The sequence below is a fragment of the Streptacidiphilus sp. PAMC 29251 genome (assembly GCF_054208735.2).
Map to the genome: position 1 here is coordinate 9,557,939 of NZ_CM135725.2, position 15,235 is coordinate 9,573,173.

14 protein-coding genes and 1 pseudogene are annotated in these 15,235 nt (G+C 72.1%); 8 read left to right on the forward strand and 7 right to left on the reverse strand.

All coding sequences use genetic code 11. From position 1 onward, the window contains the following. Window positions 1–6 precede the first annotated feature (6 nt). A complete protein-coding gene (locus ACXKR8_RS45685) occupies window positions 7–585 on the forward strand; it encodes a TetR/AcrR family transcriptional regulator (RefSeq protein ID WP_458270434.1) in 579 nt (192 codons plus the stop codon). Between the two features lie 77 nt (window positions 586–662). On the opposite strand, the gene ligD is transcribed toward ACXKR8_RS45685, so the two are convergent. Both ligD and ACXKR8_RS45695 read right to left on the reverse strand, forming a co-directional pair. Beyond that, entirely contained in the window at window positions 663–1,610 is a 948-nt protein-coding gene (ligD, locus tag ACXKR8_RS45690) for a non-homologous end-joining DNA ligase (RefSeq protein WP_458270435.1), read from the reverse strand. A gap of 144 nt (window positions 1,611–1,754) precedes the next feature. Further along, window positions 1,755–2,294 (reverse strand): hypothetical protein, encoded by a 540-nt coding sequence (locus ACXKR8_RS45695; RefSeq protein ID WP_458270436.1) that lies wholly within the window; start codon window positions 2,292–2,294, stop codon window positions 1,755–1,757. Between the two features lie 606 nt (window positions 2,295–2,900). Between ACXKR8_RS45695 and ACXKR8_RS45700 the strand changes: the two are divergent. Further along, a pseudogene (locus ACXKR8_RS45700) lies at window positions 2,901–4,579 on the forward strand (hypothetical protein). 111 nt (window positions 4,580–4,690) lie between these two features. Beyond that, on the forward strand, window positions 4,691–5,776 hold the full coding sequence (locus ACXKR8_RS45705; protein ID WP_458270438.1) for a PP2C family protein-serine/threonine phosphatase: 1,086 nt from the start codon (window positions 4,691–4,693) through the stop codon (window positions 5,774–5,776). 17 nt (window positions 5,777–5,793) lie between these two features. On the opposite strand, the gene ACXKR8_RS45710 is transcribed toward ACXKR8_RS45705, so the two are convergent. Then, window positions 5,794–6,774: an ABC transporter permease gene (locus ACXKR8_RS45710; RefSeq protein ID WP_458270439.1), complete on the reverse strand. Its 981-nt coding sequence runs from the start codon at window positions 6,772–6,774 to the stop codon at window positions 5,794–5,796. After that, on the reverse strand, window positions 6,771–7,784 hold the full coding sequence (locus ACXKR8_RS45715) for an ABC transporter ATP-binding protein (protein WP_458270440.1): 1,014 nt from the start codon (window positions 7,782–7,784) through the stop codon (window positions 6,771–6,773). Before ACXKR8_RS45715 ends, ACXKR8_RS45710 begins: the two co-directional genes overlap by 4 nt. A 135-nt stretch (window positions 7,785–7,919) precedes the next feature. Between ACXKR8_RS45715 and ACXKR8_RS45720 the strand changes: the two genes are divergently transcribed. Both ACXKR8_RS45720 and ACXKR8_RS45725 read left to right on the forward strand, forming a co-directional pair. Then, on the forward strand, window positions 7,920–9,101 hold the full coding sequence (locus ACXKR8_RS45720; RefSeq protein WP_458270441.1) for a sensor histidine kinase: 1,182 nt from the start codon (window positions 7,920–7,922) through the stop codon (window positions 9,099–9,101). Between the two features lie 8 nt (window positions 9,102–9,109). Further along, entirely contained in the window at window positions 9,110–9,757 is a 648-nt protein-coding gene (locus tag ACXKR8_RS45725) for a response regulator (protein ID WP_458270442.1), read from the forward strand. 30 nt (window positions 9,758–9,787) lie between these two features. On the opposite strand, the gene ACXKR8_RS45730 is transcribed toward ACXKR8_RS45725, so the two are convergent. Continuing rightward, window positions 9,788–10,420, reverse strand: a complete 633-nt coding sequence (locus tag ACXKR8_RS45730; RefSeq protein WP_458270443.1) for a GTP cyclohydrolase II — start codon at window positions 10,418–10,420, stop codon at window positions 9,788–9,790. A gap of 103 nt (window positions 10,421–10,523) precedes the next feature. Between ACXKR8_RS45730 and ACXKR8_RS45735 the strand changes: the two genes are divergently transcribed. Next, entirely contained in the window at window positions 10,524–11,003 is a 480-nt protein-coding gene (locus tag ACXKR8_RS45735) for a MarR family winged helix-turn-helix transcriptional regulator (protein ID WP_458270444.1), read from the forward strand. 20 nt (window positions 11,004–11,023) lie between these two features. Here the strand turns inward: ACXKR8_RS45735 and ACXKR8_RS45740 are convergent, their stop codons facing one another. Together ACXKR8_RS45740 and ACXKR8_RS45745 are read right to left on the reverse strand one after the other, a co-directional pair. Further along, window positions 11,024–12,319 (reverse strand): ATP-binding protein, encoded by a 1,296-nt coding sequence (locus ACXKR8_RS45740; RefSeq protein ID WP_458270445.1) that lies wholly within the window; start codon window positions 12,317–12,319, stop codon window positions 11,024–11,026. A gap of 87 nt (window positions 12,320–12,406) precedes the next feature. After that, window positions 12,407–13,042: a TetR/AcrR family transcriptional regulator gene (locus ACXKR8_RS45745; protein WP_458270446.1), complete on the reverse strand. Its 636-nt coding sequence runs from the start codon at window positions 13,040–13,042 to the stop codon at window positions 12,407–12,409. Between the two features lie 199 nt (window positions 13,043–13,241). Between ACXKR8_RS45745 and ACXKR8_RS45750 the strand changes: the two genes are divergently transcribed. Then, window positions 13,242–14,045, forward strand: a complete 804-nt coding sequence (locus ACXKR8_RS45750) for an SDR family NAD(P)-dependent oxidoreductase (RefSeq protein ID WP_458270447.1) — start codon at window positions 13,242–13,244, stop codon at window positions 14,043–14,045. A 56-nt stretch (window positions 14,046–14,101) separates the two neighbouring features. Then, window positions 14,102–15,223, forward strand: a complete 1,122-nt coding sequence (locus ACXKR8_RS45755) for a DUF5938 domain-containing protein (protein WP_458270448.1) — start codon at window positions 14,102–14,104, stop codon at window positions 15,221–15,223. Window positions 15,224–15,235: the final 12 nt, after the last annotated feature.

Genomic DNA, 15,235 nt, shown 5'->3' on the forward strand with positions numbered 1-15,235 from the left:
CGAGTCATGTCGGTACAGGAACGCAAGGAGCGCGAACGGGCGGGCCGCGAGCGCCTCATCGTGGCGACGGCCCGCGAACTCGCCGAGCAGCAGGGCTGGGACGCGGTCACCACCCGCCGGCTCGCCGAGCGCATCGAATACAGCCAGCCCGTCCTCTACAGCCACTTCCGCGGCAAGCGCGAGATCATCGGCGCCGTCGCCCTGGAGGGCGCCACCGAGATGGCCGCGGCGCTGCGGGCCGCGACCTCCGCCGCGGACGACCCCCGCGCCCGGGTCACCGCCCTCGCCCGCACCTACCTCGACTTCGCCGCACGCAACCCGGCGGTCTACGACGCCCTGTTCCAGCTCGACGGCGGTCTGGCCTTCGCGGAGCAGGACACCCCCGAGCCGCTGAAGGACGCCTTCGCCGCCCTGCTGGAAAGCCTGGGCGAGGTCGCCGGGGACGGCGTCCACCCGGGGCTGTTCACCGAGGTGTTCTGGGCAGCCCTGCACGGGCTGGCCACCCTGACCCGGGCGGGACGGCTGCCGCCGGCGGAAGCCGAGCGGAGGGTGGAGCTGCTGGTGGACCGCCTCGCCGTGGTCTGACGCACCGTGGTCTGACACGCCGTCCGGGTGGAAGGGCAGCCGGGGTCTTCCGGCACGGAGCCTTCCGGCAGTCGGACCTACTCGCCGGAGGCGAGGCCGCGGAGGGCTTTCCAGGTGGGTTGGCGGAGGTGGCCGCCTCGGGTGAGTTCGGCGTACTGGACCTCGCCCTGGAGCAGGGGGTGCACCCAGTGGATGTCGGCGGGGTCCTGGGGCGGGGTCTGGGCGAAGGGGGACGCGGCGGCCGCGGCTGCGGTGAGCAGGGGGAGCAGCAACTGCTGCTGGGTGCCGGAGAGGCCGGAGCCCACCGCGCCGAGGTAGCGCAGGCCGTCCGCCTCCAGGGTGCCGACCAGCAGCGAGCGGGGACGGCCGGTGAGGTCGGCCAGCCAGCCGCCGATCACCACCTCGATGGTGGGCCGGAACTTGTGCTTGAGCCAGTGCGGGGAGCGTTCGCCGGGCCGGTAGGGGGAGTCGAGGCGTTTGAGGATCACCCCCTCCAACCGCTGTTCGCGGGTCCAGTCGAGGCCGGCCTGGACGTTGCCGATCCAGGCGGGCGGGACGGCGATGCGGTCCCTGGCGGCCAGGGGCAGCTGGTCCAGGACCTCTCGCCGCTCTTGGTAGCTGCGCGCGGTCAGGTCCTGGCCGCGGTGCACCAGGACGTCGAACACCATCAGCGTCACCGGCACCCGGGCCAGGGCGGCCCGGCCGCGGGCGCCCTGGCGCAGGGTCATCCGCTGCTGCAGCAGCCCGAACGAGGGCAGCCCGGTGGCCGGGTCGAGGGCGACCACCTCCCCGTCCAGCACCAGGGGTCCGGCCCCGGCGTGTGCGGCGAGCACGGCGAGTTCGGGGTAGCGGGCGGTGGCGTCGGCGCCGGAGCGGGCGAACGTCCGCACCGTGCCGTCCGAGCCGACGACGGTGACCAGTCGCATCCCGTCCCACTTCACCTCGGTCGCCCAGGCCTCGACATCGGTGGGCAGCGGGCCTTCGGCGGCCAGCATCGGCGCGACCCAGCCGGGGTGATCGGACATGCCCCGGACCCTAGGACGCTTGGGCGGCGGGGACGGCGCGGACGGCCGGGCCTCGCCGCCGGGTCACCCGCGCCGGGGACAGGGTGCGTCCGATCAGCGGCGCGGGTCCGTCGGCGGCGCGGTTCCGTCAGCGGGGTGGTCCGGTCACCGGGGCGGCGGGTTCGCCTGGGGGCCGACCAGGCAGGTGAAGCGATGGCCGCCGCTGGTCAGGTAGGCGCTGAGGGTGTGGTCACGGGAGAGCGGGGCGGGGAACGGGACGGTCTTGACCGCCTGAGGCACCGTCAGGCTGTGTCGCTGGACGGGCCCGGCGGAGTGGGACTCGGCGGTGAGTTGGCCGCCCAGCAGGGTGAGTGCGGTCCAGGTGGTGCTGCCGTCCGCGGTGACGCGGTACTCCAGGCTGCAGGTGGGCGGCACCGGGGCGCCCGGGGGCGGGGGCCAGGGTGCGCCGGGCGGCGGCAGCGGCGGTAAGCGCTGGGGCGGTGGCGGCGGACCGAGATTGCCCGCCCCCTGAATCGGGCCCTGGGCCGGACCCTGGGCCTGGGCCGGCGGAGCCGCTGCCGGGGTCGACGACGCCGACCCCTGAGCGGACGCCGACCCCTGGGCCGCCGCCGACGACGCCGGTCCATGCCCCTGGTCCACCGCGATGATCACCACCAGTGGGACGAACAGGATGAGCAGGGCCACCACTCCGATCGCCAACAGGCCCCGGGACCGTGGTGCGGGAGGCTCCTGAAAGGGCTCCGATGATCGGATGAACGCCATGCGTGGTTCTCCCTGTGCCGTGTGTGTGCGCAACACTTGCAGCATGGCCACGGCGACTTGCGGCTTGTTGCCGGAATGTGACGCCTGAGTTTTTTGCGGTGGAGAGGAAGAGAATTTCGGGAGGCTTCCACTCCGTTTCTTTGTTCAGGACTTGATTGAACTGGCGGTCGTATGGCCAGGTCAAGTACCCCCGCCGGGCGGAACCCCAGCTCACCGGCGGGATGTTGCTCGCCATTCCTCCACAAGTCGCCCCTTGCAACGGCTGGCGGGGCGGTCCTAGTGTGACTGGCGCCTGGAGTGAACGTGTCAACTTCGCGGGGCGTTTGTGACTCCCACGCATGTCCGTGCCTCCGGCCGCACCCTGTCGCGCCGACGGCAACACCGCACCGGGGCGACAGAAGCGGCACCGCACCGGCGGCAGCACGGTGCTGCCCGGCTGCGGACCTCAGGCCGCACCCCCAACCGTCAGATCAGCGCCCCCGTCCCCGGCCTCCCCCCTCCGGTGACATCAGATCAGTAGGAGTCCCTGTGGCAGTCTCTCGACGGACCTTCATGGCGTCCGCACTCGCCAGCACAGCCGTTGTGGCAGCCGGAGCCCAGTGGCTGCGCACCGCGGACGCGGCGGTCACCCCGGCCGCCAGCGCGGCCGGTGACGTGGTCGGCAAGATAACCGTCGGCTACCAGGGCTGGTTCGCCTGTGCCGGTGACGGCGCGCCCATCAACGGTTGGTGGCACTGGAGCCAGGACTGGGGCAAGACGCCCTCGACCAGCAACAACGCCATCAAGGCCTGGCCGGACGTGCGCGAGTACACCAAGACCTACCCGACGGCCTACAGCAACTTCGGCAACGGGCAGCCGGCGACGCTGTTCTCCTCGTACGACCAGCAGACCGTGGACACGCACTTCCTGTGGATGCAGCAGAACGGCTGCGACACCGCGGCGCTGCAGCGGTTCAACCCCAACAGCAGCGAGGGCCCGACCCGCGACGCGATGGCCGTCAAGGTCAGGAGCGCGGCCGAGTCGCACGCCCGCAAGTTCTATGTGATGTACGACGTCAGCGGCTGGACCACGATGCAGTCCGAGATCAAGGCGGACTGGACGAACAAGATGAAGGCGCACACCGCCTCGCCCGCCTACGCGGTGCAGAACGGCAAGCCGGTGGTGTGCATCTGGGGCTTCGGCTTCAATGACCCCAACCACCCCTGGGACGCGGCGACCTGCCTGGACGTCGTCAACTGGTTCAAGGGCCAAGGGTGTTATGTGATCGGCGGGGTGCCGCGCGAGTGGCGCACCGGCACCGGCGGCTCCCGGGCAGGGTTCTCCGGGGTCTACCACGCGTTCAATATGCTCTCGCCGTGGATGGTGGGCGCGATCGGCAACGCGGCCGATTCGGACTCGGTGTACCAGAACATCAATGTGCCGGATCAGGCGGACTGCAACGCCAACGGGGTGGACTACCAGCCGTGCGTGCTGCCGGGTGATGTGTCGGGGCGTCAGCGCGCGCACGGGACTTCATGTGGCGCCAGTTCTACAACATGGTCCGGGTCGGGGCGCAGGGGATCTACATCTCGATGTTCGACGAGTACGGGGAGGGCAACCAGATCGCCAAGACCGCCGAGTCCCAGGCCTGGACCCCGACCGGCTCCGGACTGCTGGCCCTGGACGAGGACGGCACCGCCTGCTCCTCGGACTACTACCTGCGGCTGACCGCCGACGGCGGCAAGATGCTCAAGGGCCAGCTCGCCCTCACCGCCACCCGCCCCACCCAGCCGGTCGTCTCCAGCTCGGGCGGCGGGACCGGCGGAGCCACCCTCGCCGTGGTCAGCCTCCGCTCGCAGGCCGACGGCCAGTACGTCACCGCGGAGAGCGCGGGTACGCAGCCGCTGATAGCGAACCGCACCGCGATCGGCCTCTGGGAGCAGTTCGACGAGGTGGACGCGGGCAGCGGCAACATCGCCCTGCGCGCCCACGTCAACAACCTCTACGTCAGCACCGGCAGCGGCGGCACCCAGCAGCTGATCGCCAGCAGCAGCACGATCGGCGCCTCGGAGACCTTCCAGCTCATCCACAACCCGGACGGCACGGTCAGCCTGCTGGCCAAGGCCGACGGCCAGTACGTCACCGCGGAGAACGCCGGGGCGCAGCCGCTGATCGCCAACCGCACTGCGATCGGCACCTGGGAGAAGTTCACCCTGGTCACCGACTGACGGACGCAACGCCGCGCGGCGAGCGGCGAGCGGTGATCAGGTGGGTTGTCCGGGATACTCAGTACTCCGACCACTCCCACCGTCCCCGCGTCCCCCGGAGTCTGGAGCACGATGCGTACCACCCAGCGGGACGCCACCCGCTGGGCGCTGTTTGCGCTGATGCTGCTGGCGGCGCTGGTGGATCTGGTCACTCCCGGTGACCAGCGCTTCGACCTGTTCCTGTCGGCGGCCCCGGCGCTGGCGGCGTCCATCTGGGGGGTGCTCGGCACCGCGGGGATCGGCCTGCTGGCCCTGGTGATCGAGGGCTCCCTCGCCTTCACCAGGGCCGCCTCGCAGCGTTCGACCTCCTGGTCCGGGATCGTGGCGATCGCGGTGGTGACCGTCGCCGCCTGCTACACCAGCCGGGTGCGGGACCGGAACGCGCGGGCCCTCACCGAGGTGCGCGAGGTGGCCGAGACCGCCCAGCGGATGATCCTGCGCCCGCTGCCGCCCAGCCTGGGCGGCATGGAGCTGCACCTGCTGTACGCGGCGGCCGCGGCCCAGGCCAGGATCGGCGGCGACTTCTACGAGGTGCTGCGCACCCCGCACAGCCTGCGGCTGATCCTGGGCGACGTGCAGGGCAAGGGACTGCCGGCGGTGGAGGTGGCCTCGGTGCTGCTCACCGCCTTCCGCACGGCCGGCGCCGAGGCCCCGGACCTGCCCACCCTGGCCGAACGCCTGGAGCAGGGGCTGACCCGCTACAGCGAGCAGGTGCCCGACTCCGACGCCGCCGAGCGCTTCGCCACCGTGGTGCTGGTGGAGATCCCCGACGACCTGCCCGTGGTCCGGGTCCTGAACTGCGGCCACCCGGCCCCGCTGCTGCTGCACCGGGAAGGGGTCCGCTCGCTGGACCCGGCCCACTACGCCCTGCCGGTCAACCTCGCCGTGCTCGGCCCGCAGGAGCAGCGGGAGGTCGACGTCAGCCCGTTCGGGGTGGACGACCGGCTGCTGCTGTTCACCGACGGGGTCAGCGAGACCCGCGACCGCACCGGGGCGTTCTACCCGCTGGCCGAGCGGCTGCGGCAGTGGACCGGCCGGCCCTGCGCGGAGCTGCTCGACCTGCTCCGCGCCGATCTCCGGCTGTTCGGCGCCGCCCCGCGCGACGACGACATGGCAGCCCTGATCGTCCACCGCCGGGCGCCGACCCCACCTCGATGAGCAGCCGACGGTCGGTCTCAGGTCATTCGGCGCCGCACCCAGTACACGCACACCCCGGCCAGCGCCGCCGCGAGGGCCAGGCACAGCCCGGTCTCGGTCCACTGCAGCGGCCACAGCTGCGAGGCCGGGTGGATCTCGGCCCAGGTGCCGGTCCTGCCGTGGGCGAACATGCAGTTCTGGTAGTCGTCGGCGGCGTAGCAGCTCCCGACGTCGGAGACCCTGACCCCGGTGGGGGAGAGGAGGCCGTTCGCCAGGGACCAGGCGTCACTCGGGCCGGGGACGGCGGTGGTGTGCTGCGCGGTCACCGTGACCGTCGACCAGAGCTGTCCGCGCACCTGCTCCAGCAGATAGAGCACTCCGGCGCCCACGGCCAGCGTGGCGGCCATGGCTGTCACGGTCCGCCGCAGGACCAGGCCCGCGGTCACGCCGACCAGCACCAGCAGCACGGACTGGCCGACCAGGACCGGCCCGATGCCGTCGAAGGGGTACCAGTGCTGCCAAGGGAACAGCCCGCCCATGACCTGGGCGGCCGGATGCCACCACCAGGTCATCGCGGCCGCCAGGATTCCGCTGATCACCGCGGTCATCAGCACCGGGACGGCGAGTTTGGCGGCGAACCAGCGCAGCCGGGTCACCGACTGGGTGCAGGCGGTCCGGTAGGTGCCGGACTCCAGTTCCTGCGCCAGCAGCGGACCGCCGAGGAACAGCCCCAGGATCAGCGGGACCACCGGCATCAGTTGCAGCGGATGGCGCATCGGCATCACATACTCGTCACCGAAGGTGTTGAGCTTCGTCTGGCACGCCTGGGTGGCCACGTTGCCGCCACGGCAGGCGTCGAGGTGCTGCTGGGCGATGGCGGCGGTGAGGTGCTGGTGCTGGATCGCGGCATACACCGCGACGGCCAGGGTGACGGCCAGTCCGATCCAGAACGCGGTGCGGTTCTGCCGCCACACCAGCCAGCCGACACCGCGCAGGCGGGGGCTCAGACGGGGGCTCATGCGGCCGCCTCCTGCCGGGCGCCGGGACGGGCGCTCGGGGTGATCAGCGGGGGAGCGTCGGCGGTGCGGAGATAGCCGAGCAGGAGTTCCTCCAGGCTGGGGGCGCGGCTGTCCAGGCTCTCCGGCAGCGGCCCCTGGGGCCGGACCAGGGTCGTCGCCCGGCCCCGGCCGGTCCCGCTGCCGCTGCCGGAATCACTGCCGGGGCTGGTCTCGATGGTGAGGTGGCCGTCCAGTCGCGGCGGGCCTCCCGGATCGTCGGCCCCGGCGGACACCAGTCGGTGGCTGTCGAGCAGGATGTCCACCTCCCCGGCCAGCTGGACCGCGCCGTTGTTGATCAGGACCAGGTAGTCGCAGGCGCCCTCCAGTTCGGACACCAGGTGCGAGGACATGACCACGGTGGAGCCGTGCTCGCGGGCCTCGGCCAGCAGGGTGTCCGACATCTGCCGCCGGACCAGGGGGTCCAGGTCCGCCATCGGCTCGTCCAACAGCATCAGCTGCGGGCGCTTGCCCAGCGCCAGGGCGAAGGCGACCCGGGTGCGCTGGCCGCCGGACAGCGTGCCGACCCTGGCCCGCAGCGGCACGTTCCCGGCGGCGACGATGCGCTCGGCGGTCTCCTGGTGCCAGCCGGGGTTCAGCTCACGGCCCATCCGCAGGATCTCGTCGACCCGGAAGCGCGGGTAGAGCGCCTTCTCCTGGCTGAGGAAGGCGGTGCTCCGCCGTGCGGCGGCGCTGCGCGGATCGTGGCCGAAGAGTCGGACCGTACCCGCGCTCGGGTCCAGCAGGTTCGCGGCCAGCGACAGCAGGGTGGTCTTGCCGGCGCCGTTCGGGCCGACCAGGGCACAGATCCGCCCGGCCGGCAGCCGCAGCGAGCAGTCCCGCAGGGCCCAGCCGCGCCGGTAGCGCCGGCCGAGTCCCACCGCCTCCAGCGCCGCCGGGGGCTCAGTGGAATTCGGGGCGGCCGGCCGGCCTCGTGGGTGTGTGTCGTCGATGGAGCCGATGGAACTGTTCATGTCGGCAACGCTAGGAGCGCCGGTCCCGCAGGGCCTCGGCGAAAAGGATGCCGCCGCACATACCAAGGTATCGATCTCGGCCCGGGCTCCCGCGACGGTCCGGTGCACGGGCAACGGTCACGTAGATTTGCCACTATGCGCCGTACCCACCGCGAGCTGGTCATCGACCTCGGCATCGTGCTCCTCGCCGTGTCCCTGAGCTTCGGGGCGATCCATCTCTGGGCGAACGGCGTGGAGATCTATCCCCAACTGTCGCAGGGCGCGGGGCCGATGGGCCTGATCAACAGCGTGCAGCCGTGGAAGCTCAATGCCCGGCTTGAGGCCTACCCGGTGGCGCTGCTGCCCTGCCTGCTGCTCTGGTGGCGCCGCCGGTGGCCGGTCGCGGTCGCCGTGCCGACCCTGCTGCTGGCGACGATCACCCCGTCCGTCGTCCCGGCGATCGTGGCCCTGGTCACCGTGGCGTCCCGGTGCTCCGCGCGCACGGTGGTGTGGCTCGCCGTGCTGGCCCTGATTCCGCTGCCGCTGTTCCTGCTGCGCGACCCCTCGCTCGGCAACCCCGGCCTGACCTCGGCGCTGATCGGGGTTCCGCTGCTGGCCGCGGCCGTCGGCTGGGGCCTGTTCGCCCGCTCGCTCAGCGACCGCACCGACCGGGCCGAGGCGGAGGCGGTGCTGCGGGCCGGGCGGGCGCAGCAGCAGGCGCGGGAGGACGTCGCCCGGGAGATGCACGACGTCCTGGCCCACCGGCTGTCGCTGCTGAGCGTGCACGCGGGGGCCCTGGAGTTCAATCCCGGCGCCCCGCGCGAGGAGATCGGACGGGCCGCCGGGGTGATCCGCGACAGCGCGCACCAGGCGCTGGAGGAACTGCAGGGGGTGCTCCGGGTGCTTCGCGACCCGGCCGGCGACGGCAGCACCGAGCCGCCGCAGCCGACCCTGGCCGACGTGGGCGCGCTGGTGGCCGAGGCCCAGCACGCGGGGATGAGCGTGGCCCTGGACCAGCGGATCGCCGGTCCGGCCGCCGGCCAGGGCGGGATCGCCGGCCGGACGGCCTACCGGATCGTCCAGGAGGGGCTGACCAACGCCCGGAAGCACGCCCATCTGGCCCCCGTCCGGATCACCCTGCACGGCGGCCCGCGCGAGGGCCTCTCGCTGGAACTGCGCAACAGCATCCCGCGCGGCGCCCCGCACTCGGGCATCCCGGGGACCGGACAGGGCCTGATCGGCCTGGCCGAACGTGCCGCGCTGGCCGGCGGGACCGTCAGCTACGGCCGGTCCGCCGACGACTTCCGGCTGCACGCCTGGCTGCCGTGGCCGGCATGATCCGGGTCATGCTCGCCGACGACGATCCGCTGGTCCGCTCCGGGCTGCGGCTGATGCTCAGCGGCGCCGAGGACATCGAGGTGGTCGCGGAGGCGGCGGACGGCAGCGAGGTGCTGGCGCTGATCGACGGCTGCGCCCCCGACCTGGTGCTGATGGACATCCGGATGCCGACCATGGACGGGCTGGAGGCGACCCGGATCCTGCGGGCCCGCCCGTCCCCTCCCGCCATCGTCATGCTGACGACCTTCCGGGCGGACGAGTACGTGCTGCGCGCGCTGCGGGCCGGGGCGGCCGGGTTCCTGCTGAAGCACACCCCGCCGGGGGAGATCGTCGCCGCCGTGCGCAAGGTCGCGGCCGGGGAGCCGGTGCTCTCACCCGCGGTGACCCAGCAGCTGATCACCAGACTGACCACGGCCCACGACGACGGGCGGCAGGCCCAGCGCGCCCTGGCCCGCACCAGCCTCGCCCTGCTCGGCGACCGGGAGCGGGAGGTGGCGGTGGCGGTCGGCCAGGGGAAGACCAACGCGGAGATCGCGGCCGAGCTGTACATGGGCCTGCCCACGGTCAAGGCGCATGTCTCCCACATCCTCACCAAGCTGGGGCTCACCAACCGGGTGCAGATCGCGCTGACCGTGCACAACGCGGGCGACAGCTGAGAGTCCGTCAGCCGGCCGAGAGAGAGCCGGTCAGCCGGCCAGTTCGGTGAGCTGGATGGTGTGCTGGGTGTGCTCGACCTTGGCCCGCAGATAGCGCAGGTTGCTGGCGGTGACATGGGCGTCGGTGGGGACGCGCTCGGCGATGTCGATGCCGAGGGCGGTGAGCTGGTCCGCCTTGTCGGGGTTGTTGGAGAGCAGCCGGACCCGCTCGGCGCCGAGGGCGCTGAGGATCTGGGCGGCGGCGCTGTAGTCGCGGGCGTCCTCGGGCAGGCCCAGGGCGGCGTTGGCGGCGTAGGTGTCCAGGCCGTCGTCCTGCAGGGCGTAGGCGTCCAGCTTGTTGTAGAGGCCGATGCCCCGTCCCTCCTGGCGGAGGTAGAGCAGGTAGCCGCCGGTCGCGGCGATCCGCTCGACCGCCTCGCGCAGCTGCGGGCCGCAGTCGCAGCGGGCCGAGCCGAACACGTCGCCGGTCAGGCACTCGGAGTGCAGCCGCACCAGCGGGGTGGCGGCCGGGTCGGGGTCGCCCAGGACGATCGCGAGGTGCTCCGCGCCGTCGACCAGGCCGTGGAAGGTGACCATGTCGGCGTCCACGGTGTAGCCGTCGCCGAAGCGCAGCGGCACCCGGACCCGGGTACGCACGGTGGCGGCAGGAAGGTTCTGGGACATGGGCGTGCTCCGCTCGCTCCTGGTTGGTTCACATGTGAACAACCGAACAGGGCCCGACAGTACCCGCAGTTTCAAATTTGAACAACAGAGATAGGATGGCGGCATGACTGCAGAACCCCGTTGGCTCGACGACCAGGAACGCGCCGCCTGGACCGCCTTCCTCGCCGCGAGCAACCTGGTCTCCCGGAAGCTGGAGCAGCAGCTCAAGGACGAGGCGGGGCTCTCGCACACCCAGTACGAGGTGCTGGTGCAGCTCTCCGCCGCCGAGGGCCGGTCGCTGCGGATGACCGAGCTGGCCGACCTGCTGGTCACCTCCAAGAGCGGGCTGACCTACCAGGTGACCCAGCTGGAGCGGGCCGGGCTGGTCGCCCGGCGCTCCTGTCCCAGCGATGTGCGCGGGGTCATCGCCCAGCTCACCGACCGGGGGATGGAGGTGCTGGTGCGGGCCGCACCGGGCCATGTGGCGGCGGTGCGCGAGACGCTGATCGACGTGCTCACCCCCGAGCAGCGCGAGCACCTGGCCCAGGGTCTGGGCGAGGTCAGCCGCCGGCTCCGCGGGCCGGTCCGGCCCGAAGCGGGGTAGGGCGTCGCGGTCGGCTCGGTTCACAGCCGGGCGTGGATGGTGATGTCGGCGGTGAAGGCGTCGACCAGCTCCGGGGTCACCGTCGGCCGGCACTGGGCGATGGCCTCCAGGTAGTCCTCGGTGGTCGCACCCACGTCCACGGCGCTGCCCGCCCCGAAGCCCGCCCCGCCGCCCACCCCGAGGTCGCGTTCGAAGGCGGCCTGGGCCGCGGTCCTGGCGGCGTGCTCGATGTCCGCCGGGGTGAACAGCTCGCTCGCGGCCACCAGCGCGGCGATGTCCACGTCCGAGCGGGTGACGGCGTAGCGGGACCAGATGGCCGCGCGGGCGGCGGCGTCCGGCGTCCCGATCGGGATCAGGTAGTCGAAGCGGCCGGGGCGCAGGAAGGCCGGGTCGAGCGAGCGGATCGAGTTGGTGGCGCAGACCAGCAGCCGCTCCTCGCCCTCGCGGAAGCCGGGTATCAACTTCAGCAGCTCGTTGGTGACCCCGTGGGTGGCGCCCGAGCCGCCCTCCTGCCGGACCGGTGCGATCTCCTCGACCTCGTCGATGAAGACCAGCACCCGCTCCAGCTCGGCGATGCCCGCGAAGGCGGTGCGCAGCGCGGTGGCCAGATTGCCCTCGTCGGCGAGCCGGGACGGCAGCAGTTCCACGAACGGCCAGCCGAGCCGGGAGGCGACGGCGCGGGCGAAGGTGGTCTTGCCGGTGCCGGGCGGCCCGAACAGCCCGATCGCGCGCGGCGGGCGGACGCCGTGCCGGGCGGCCCGCTCGGGGTGGGCCAGCGGCAGCACGATCCGACGCTCGATCAGGTTCTTCTCGACCTCCATCCCGGCCACCTGGTCCCACAGGTCGCCCGGCAGCAGCCGTCCGCCCAGCTCCGCCAGCATCCCCGCGCCGGGCCCGGTCGGCGGCTCCGCCTTCTCGAAGTACGCGACGGCGGGCCGCCGGGTGTAGCCGGCGTTACTGAGGCCCTCGCCCAGCAGTTCCTCCTCCGGCAGCACATAGGCGATGCGGCGGACCCGCCGTTCCAGCAGCCGCCGCTCCAACTCCCGCAGCAGCGCGCTGGCCAGGCCCTGCCCCCGGCGTCCCGGGGCGATGGCGATCCGCATCACCCAGGCCCGGTCCCCGGCCAGGTGCGCCAGCGCCGCGCCGATCGGGACGCCATGGCTGACCGCCACCACCGCGGGCTGGCGCGAGGTCAGCGCGACGATGCACTCGGCGAGGGAGAAGACGGACTCCTGCCCGAGTTCGGCGGTGGTGTCGATCAGGTGGACGACGGCGGCGAGGTCGTCCTCGCGGTAGTCGTGAATGAGCCAGTTCATGGCCGAACGCTAAGCGGAGCCCGCGCCCCGGGCCCCGTGCCGCAACGTCCAAACCGGGGCGGCCACCCTGACAGATCGTGGCTTGCCTCAGCCGTGGACCACCAGCTGGCCGAGCATCTGCTCGACCTGGGCCTGCAGCTCCGCCGCAGCGCTCTCACGGCCGGTCAGATGGCCCAGCAGGGCCTGCTGGAACAGCCCGTCGAAGATCGCGTAGGCGACCTCGGGGGAGACCGAGGGGGGTGTTCCGGTGAGCTCGGAGTACCGGCTGACGATGCGCCAGATCATGCGCTCCAGGCTGTGGTTGATGTCGACCACGTCCGCGTGGAAGGAGGCCTCGAACAGGCTCTGGTTCCGCAGGTCGTACCAGAGCCGGTGCAGTGTGGCGTCCTCGCGCAGGGTGGCGGCCATCGCCACGCCGAAGCCCAGCCGGAGCTCCTCGGCGGTTTCGGCGTCGACCACGATCCGGTCGTAGCGGGTGACGCACTCCGCCTTGTACTGCCGCACGCAGTGGGTGATCAGCTCCACCTTGTCGCGGAAGTAGTAGTGCAGCACGCCGTGGGAGAACTCGGAGTTCTGGGCGATCTCGCGCAGGCTGGTACGGGCGTAGCCGAGTTCGGACAGGGTCTGCAGCGCCGACGCGGCCAGCTGGGACCGCCGTTCGGTGAACTTGTCGACCTGCCGCCGGGAGATCCTCTCCTGGCTCCTGCCCGCTACCTGAGTCACCGCGCGCTCCCCGCCGATCCTTCCCCCCGCCCGCAAGGTCGCGGGTTCCACCACCAGGCTATCGCGGCCGGTGGCAGGCTCCCAGTAAAATTCTGGACAGTCGTCAAAGAAAGTCTTGACGACTGTCCAGAAAAGTCTACGCTGTCGATACACCGCAGTTGGCGAGCCGACTCAATCCATCTCGACGAGGAGATGTCCCATGAGCGTGTACGACCTGACCGGGCGCAAGGCACTGGTGACGGGCGGGGCCCGCGGACTGGGAGCGGGCATGGCCGAGGCGCTGGCCAGGGCCGGCGCGGCGGTGGTCATCGGCGACATCCAGGAGGAGGCCGGCAAGGCCACGGCCGAGGCGCTGCGGGCCTCCGGCGCCACCGCCGGTTTCGTCTCCCTCGATGTGACCGAGGACGCCAGCTGGGAGGCCGCGGTCGCGCAGGCGGTCGCCGAGCTGGGCGGTCTGGACATCGTGGTCAACAACGCCGGGGTGGAGATCTCCGGTCTGGTGGTCGACTTCAATCCGTCCGAGGTGCGCCGGATGCTCGAGGTGAACGTCCTCGGCACCGCCCTCGGCATCAAGCACGCGTTCCGGGCCATGCGGCCCGGTGGCGCGGCGGGGACGGGTGGCGCGGTGGTGAACATCTCCTCGGTCGCCGCGACCATCCCGTTCCCAGGCATCGCCGGCTACTCGGCGACCAAGTCGGCGGTGGACCGGTTGACCCGGGTGGCCGCGCTGGAGTCCGGAAAGCTCGGCTACGGGGTGCGGGTGAACTGCGTCTACCCGGGCCTGGTGCCGACCGAGATGGGCGCGCGGCTCGCCGCCGACATGGTGACCCTCGGGCTCTGGCCGAGCGCCGAGGCGGCGGTCGGCGACGTGATCGGGCTGACCCCGCTGGGCCGGCTCGGCGAGGTGGCCGACATGGCCGACGCCGTGGTCTTCCTCGCCTCCGACGGCGCCCGCTTCATTACCGGGGCCGGCCTGCCGGTCGACGGCGGCATGGGTATGTGACGGGCTCTCCCGTCCCCTTTCCCATCCTGAAAGGCTGAACCCCGAAAGGCCGAACCATGAGCAACGCCAAGCCCGTCGTCGTCTACGGCGCCTCCGGCTACACCGGCCGGCTGGTCTGCGAGTACCTGCGGGAGTACAACGTCCCCTTCATCGCTGCGGGCCGCGACAAGGCCCGGATCCAGGACGTCCTGGACCGGGTCCCCGGCATCGACACCGTGGACCACGAGGTGGTCGAGGTCGAGCACGCGGTCGGACCGCTGACCGAGCTCTTCCGCGGCGCCAAGGTGGTGAGCAACATGGTCGGCCCGTTCATCCAGTTCGGGCCCGAGGTGGTCGAGGCCAGCCTCGCGGCCGGCTGCCACTACCTGGACACCACCGGGGAGCAGGACTGGCTGCTGGACGCCCAGAAGCGCTGGGGCGACCAGTACGCGGAGCAGGGCCTGCTGCTCTCGCCGGGCCTCGCGCAGATGTACACCACCGGGGAGATCGCCGCCAACATCTGCCTGGAGACGCCGGGCCTGGACACCCTCGACATCCTGGTGCTGTGGAAGGGCTTCCCGACGTACGCGTCGACCCAGACCATCTTCACCATCCTCAAGGCCGCCTGGTACTACCTGGAGCAGAACGAGTACCGGACCTGGGATCCGCTGACCACCTTCGAGGTCGCCGTCCCCGGTCAGCACGAGACCGGTCTGGCGCTGCCCTGGGGCGGCACCAGCCACCCGGTCTGGTTCAAGAACGACCCCCGGGTGGCGAACTGCAAGGTGGCCGGCGGGGTCTTCGACCGCGCGGTGATGCAGGGCGTGGTGGAGGCCGTGAAGATGGTCGAGTCGCAGATCAAGACCCTGCCGGCGGAGCAGCAGGACGCCGCCCTGGCCGAGGTGGCCGCCTCGGTGCAGGCCGGCATGCCGCCCCGGGAGAACCCCAGGATCAACACCTCGCTCGACTCGGTCCACGCCTCCGGCCCGCTGGGGCGGGCGCACTGCGTGATCCACGGCCACAGCAACTACAAGCAGACCGGACTGCTGCAGGCCTACGCCGCGTACTCGCTGCTGCAGCAGGCGCCCGGGCGGGTCGGCCTGGCCTCCGGCTGCCAGGCCTTCGGCCACCGGGAGCTGCTCGGGGTGCTCAGGAGCTTCGGCCTGGTGCTCGACCCGGTGCTCACCGTTCACCGCTGAGGAGGCAGGACC

What these genes read in the sequence shown, in the direction of transcription:
- ACXKR8_RS45740 (WP_458270445.1), bottom strand. Translation starts at nt 12,319, where the DNA reads ATGAACTGGCTCATTCACGACTACCGCGAGGACGACCTCGCCGCCGTC.
- ACXKR8_RS45725 (WP_458270442.1), top strand. Translation starts at nt 9,110, where the DNA reads ATGCTCGCCGACGACGATCCGCTGGTCCGCTCCGGGCTGCGGCTGATG.
- ACXKR8_RS45720 (WP_458270441.1), top strand. Translation starts at nt 7,920, where the DNA reads ATGCGCCGTACCCACCGCGAGCTGGTCATCGACCTCGGCATCGTGCTC.
- ACXKR8_RS45730 (WP_458270443.1), bottom strand. Translation starts at nt 10,420, where the DNA reads ATGTCCCAGAACCTTCCTGCCGCCACCGTGCGTACCCGGGTCCGGGTG.
- ACXKR8_RS45735 (WP_458270444.1), top strand. Translation starts at nt 10,524, where the DNA reads ATGACTGCAGAACCCCGTTGGCTCGACGACCAGGAACGCGCCGCCTGG.
- ACXKR8_RS45705 (WP_458270438.1), top strand. Translation starts at nt 4,691, where the DNA reads ATGCGTACCACCCAGCGGGACGCCACCCGCTGGGCGCTGTTTGCGCTG.
- ligD (WP_458270435.1), bottom strand. Translation starts at nt 1,610, where the DNA reads ATGTCCGATCACCCCGGCTGGGTCGCGCCGATGCTGGCCGCCGAAGGC.
- ACXKR8_RS45755 (WP_458270448.1), top strand. Translation starts at nt 14,102, where the DNA reads ATGAGCAACGCCAAGCCCGTCGTCGTCTACGGCGCCTCCGGCTACACC.
- ACXKR8_RS45710 (WP_458270439.1), bottom strand. Translation starts at nt 6,774, where the DNA reads ATGAGCCCCCGTCTGAGCCCCCGCCTGCGCGGTGTCGGCTGGCTGGTG.
- ACXKR8_RS45715 (WP_458270440.1), bottom strand. Translation starts at nt 7,784, where the DNA reads ATGAACAGTTCCATCGGCTCCATCGACGACACACACCCACGAGGCCGG.
- ACXKR8_RS45750 (WP_458270447.1), top strand. Translation starts at nt 13,242, where the DNA reads ATGAGCGTGTACGACCTGACCGGGCGCAAGGCACTGGTGACGGGCGGG.
- ACXKR8_RS45685 (WP_458270434.1), top strand. Translation starts at nt 7, where the DNA reads ATGTCGGTACAGGAACGCAAGGAGCGCGAACGGGCGGGCCGCGAGCGC.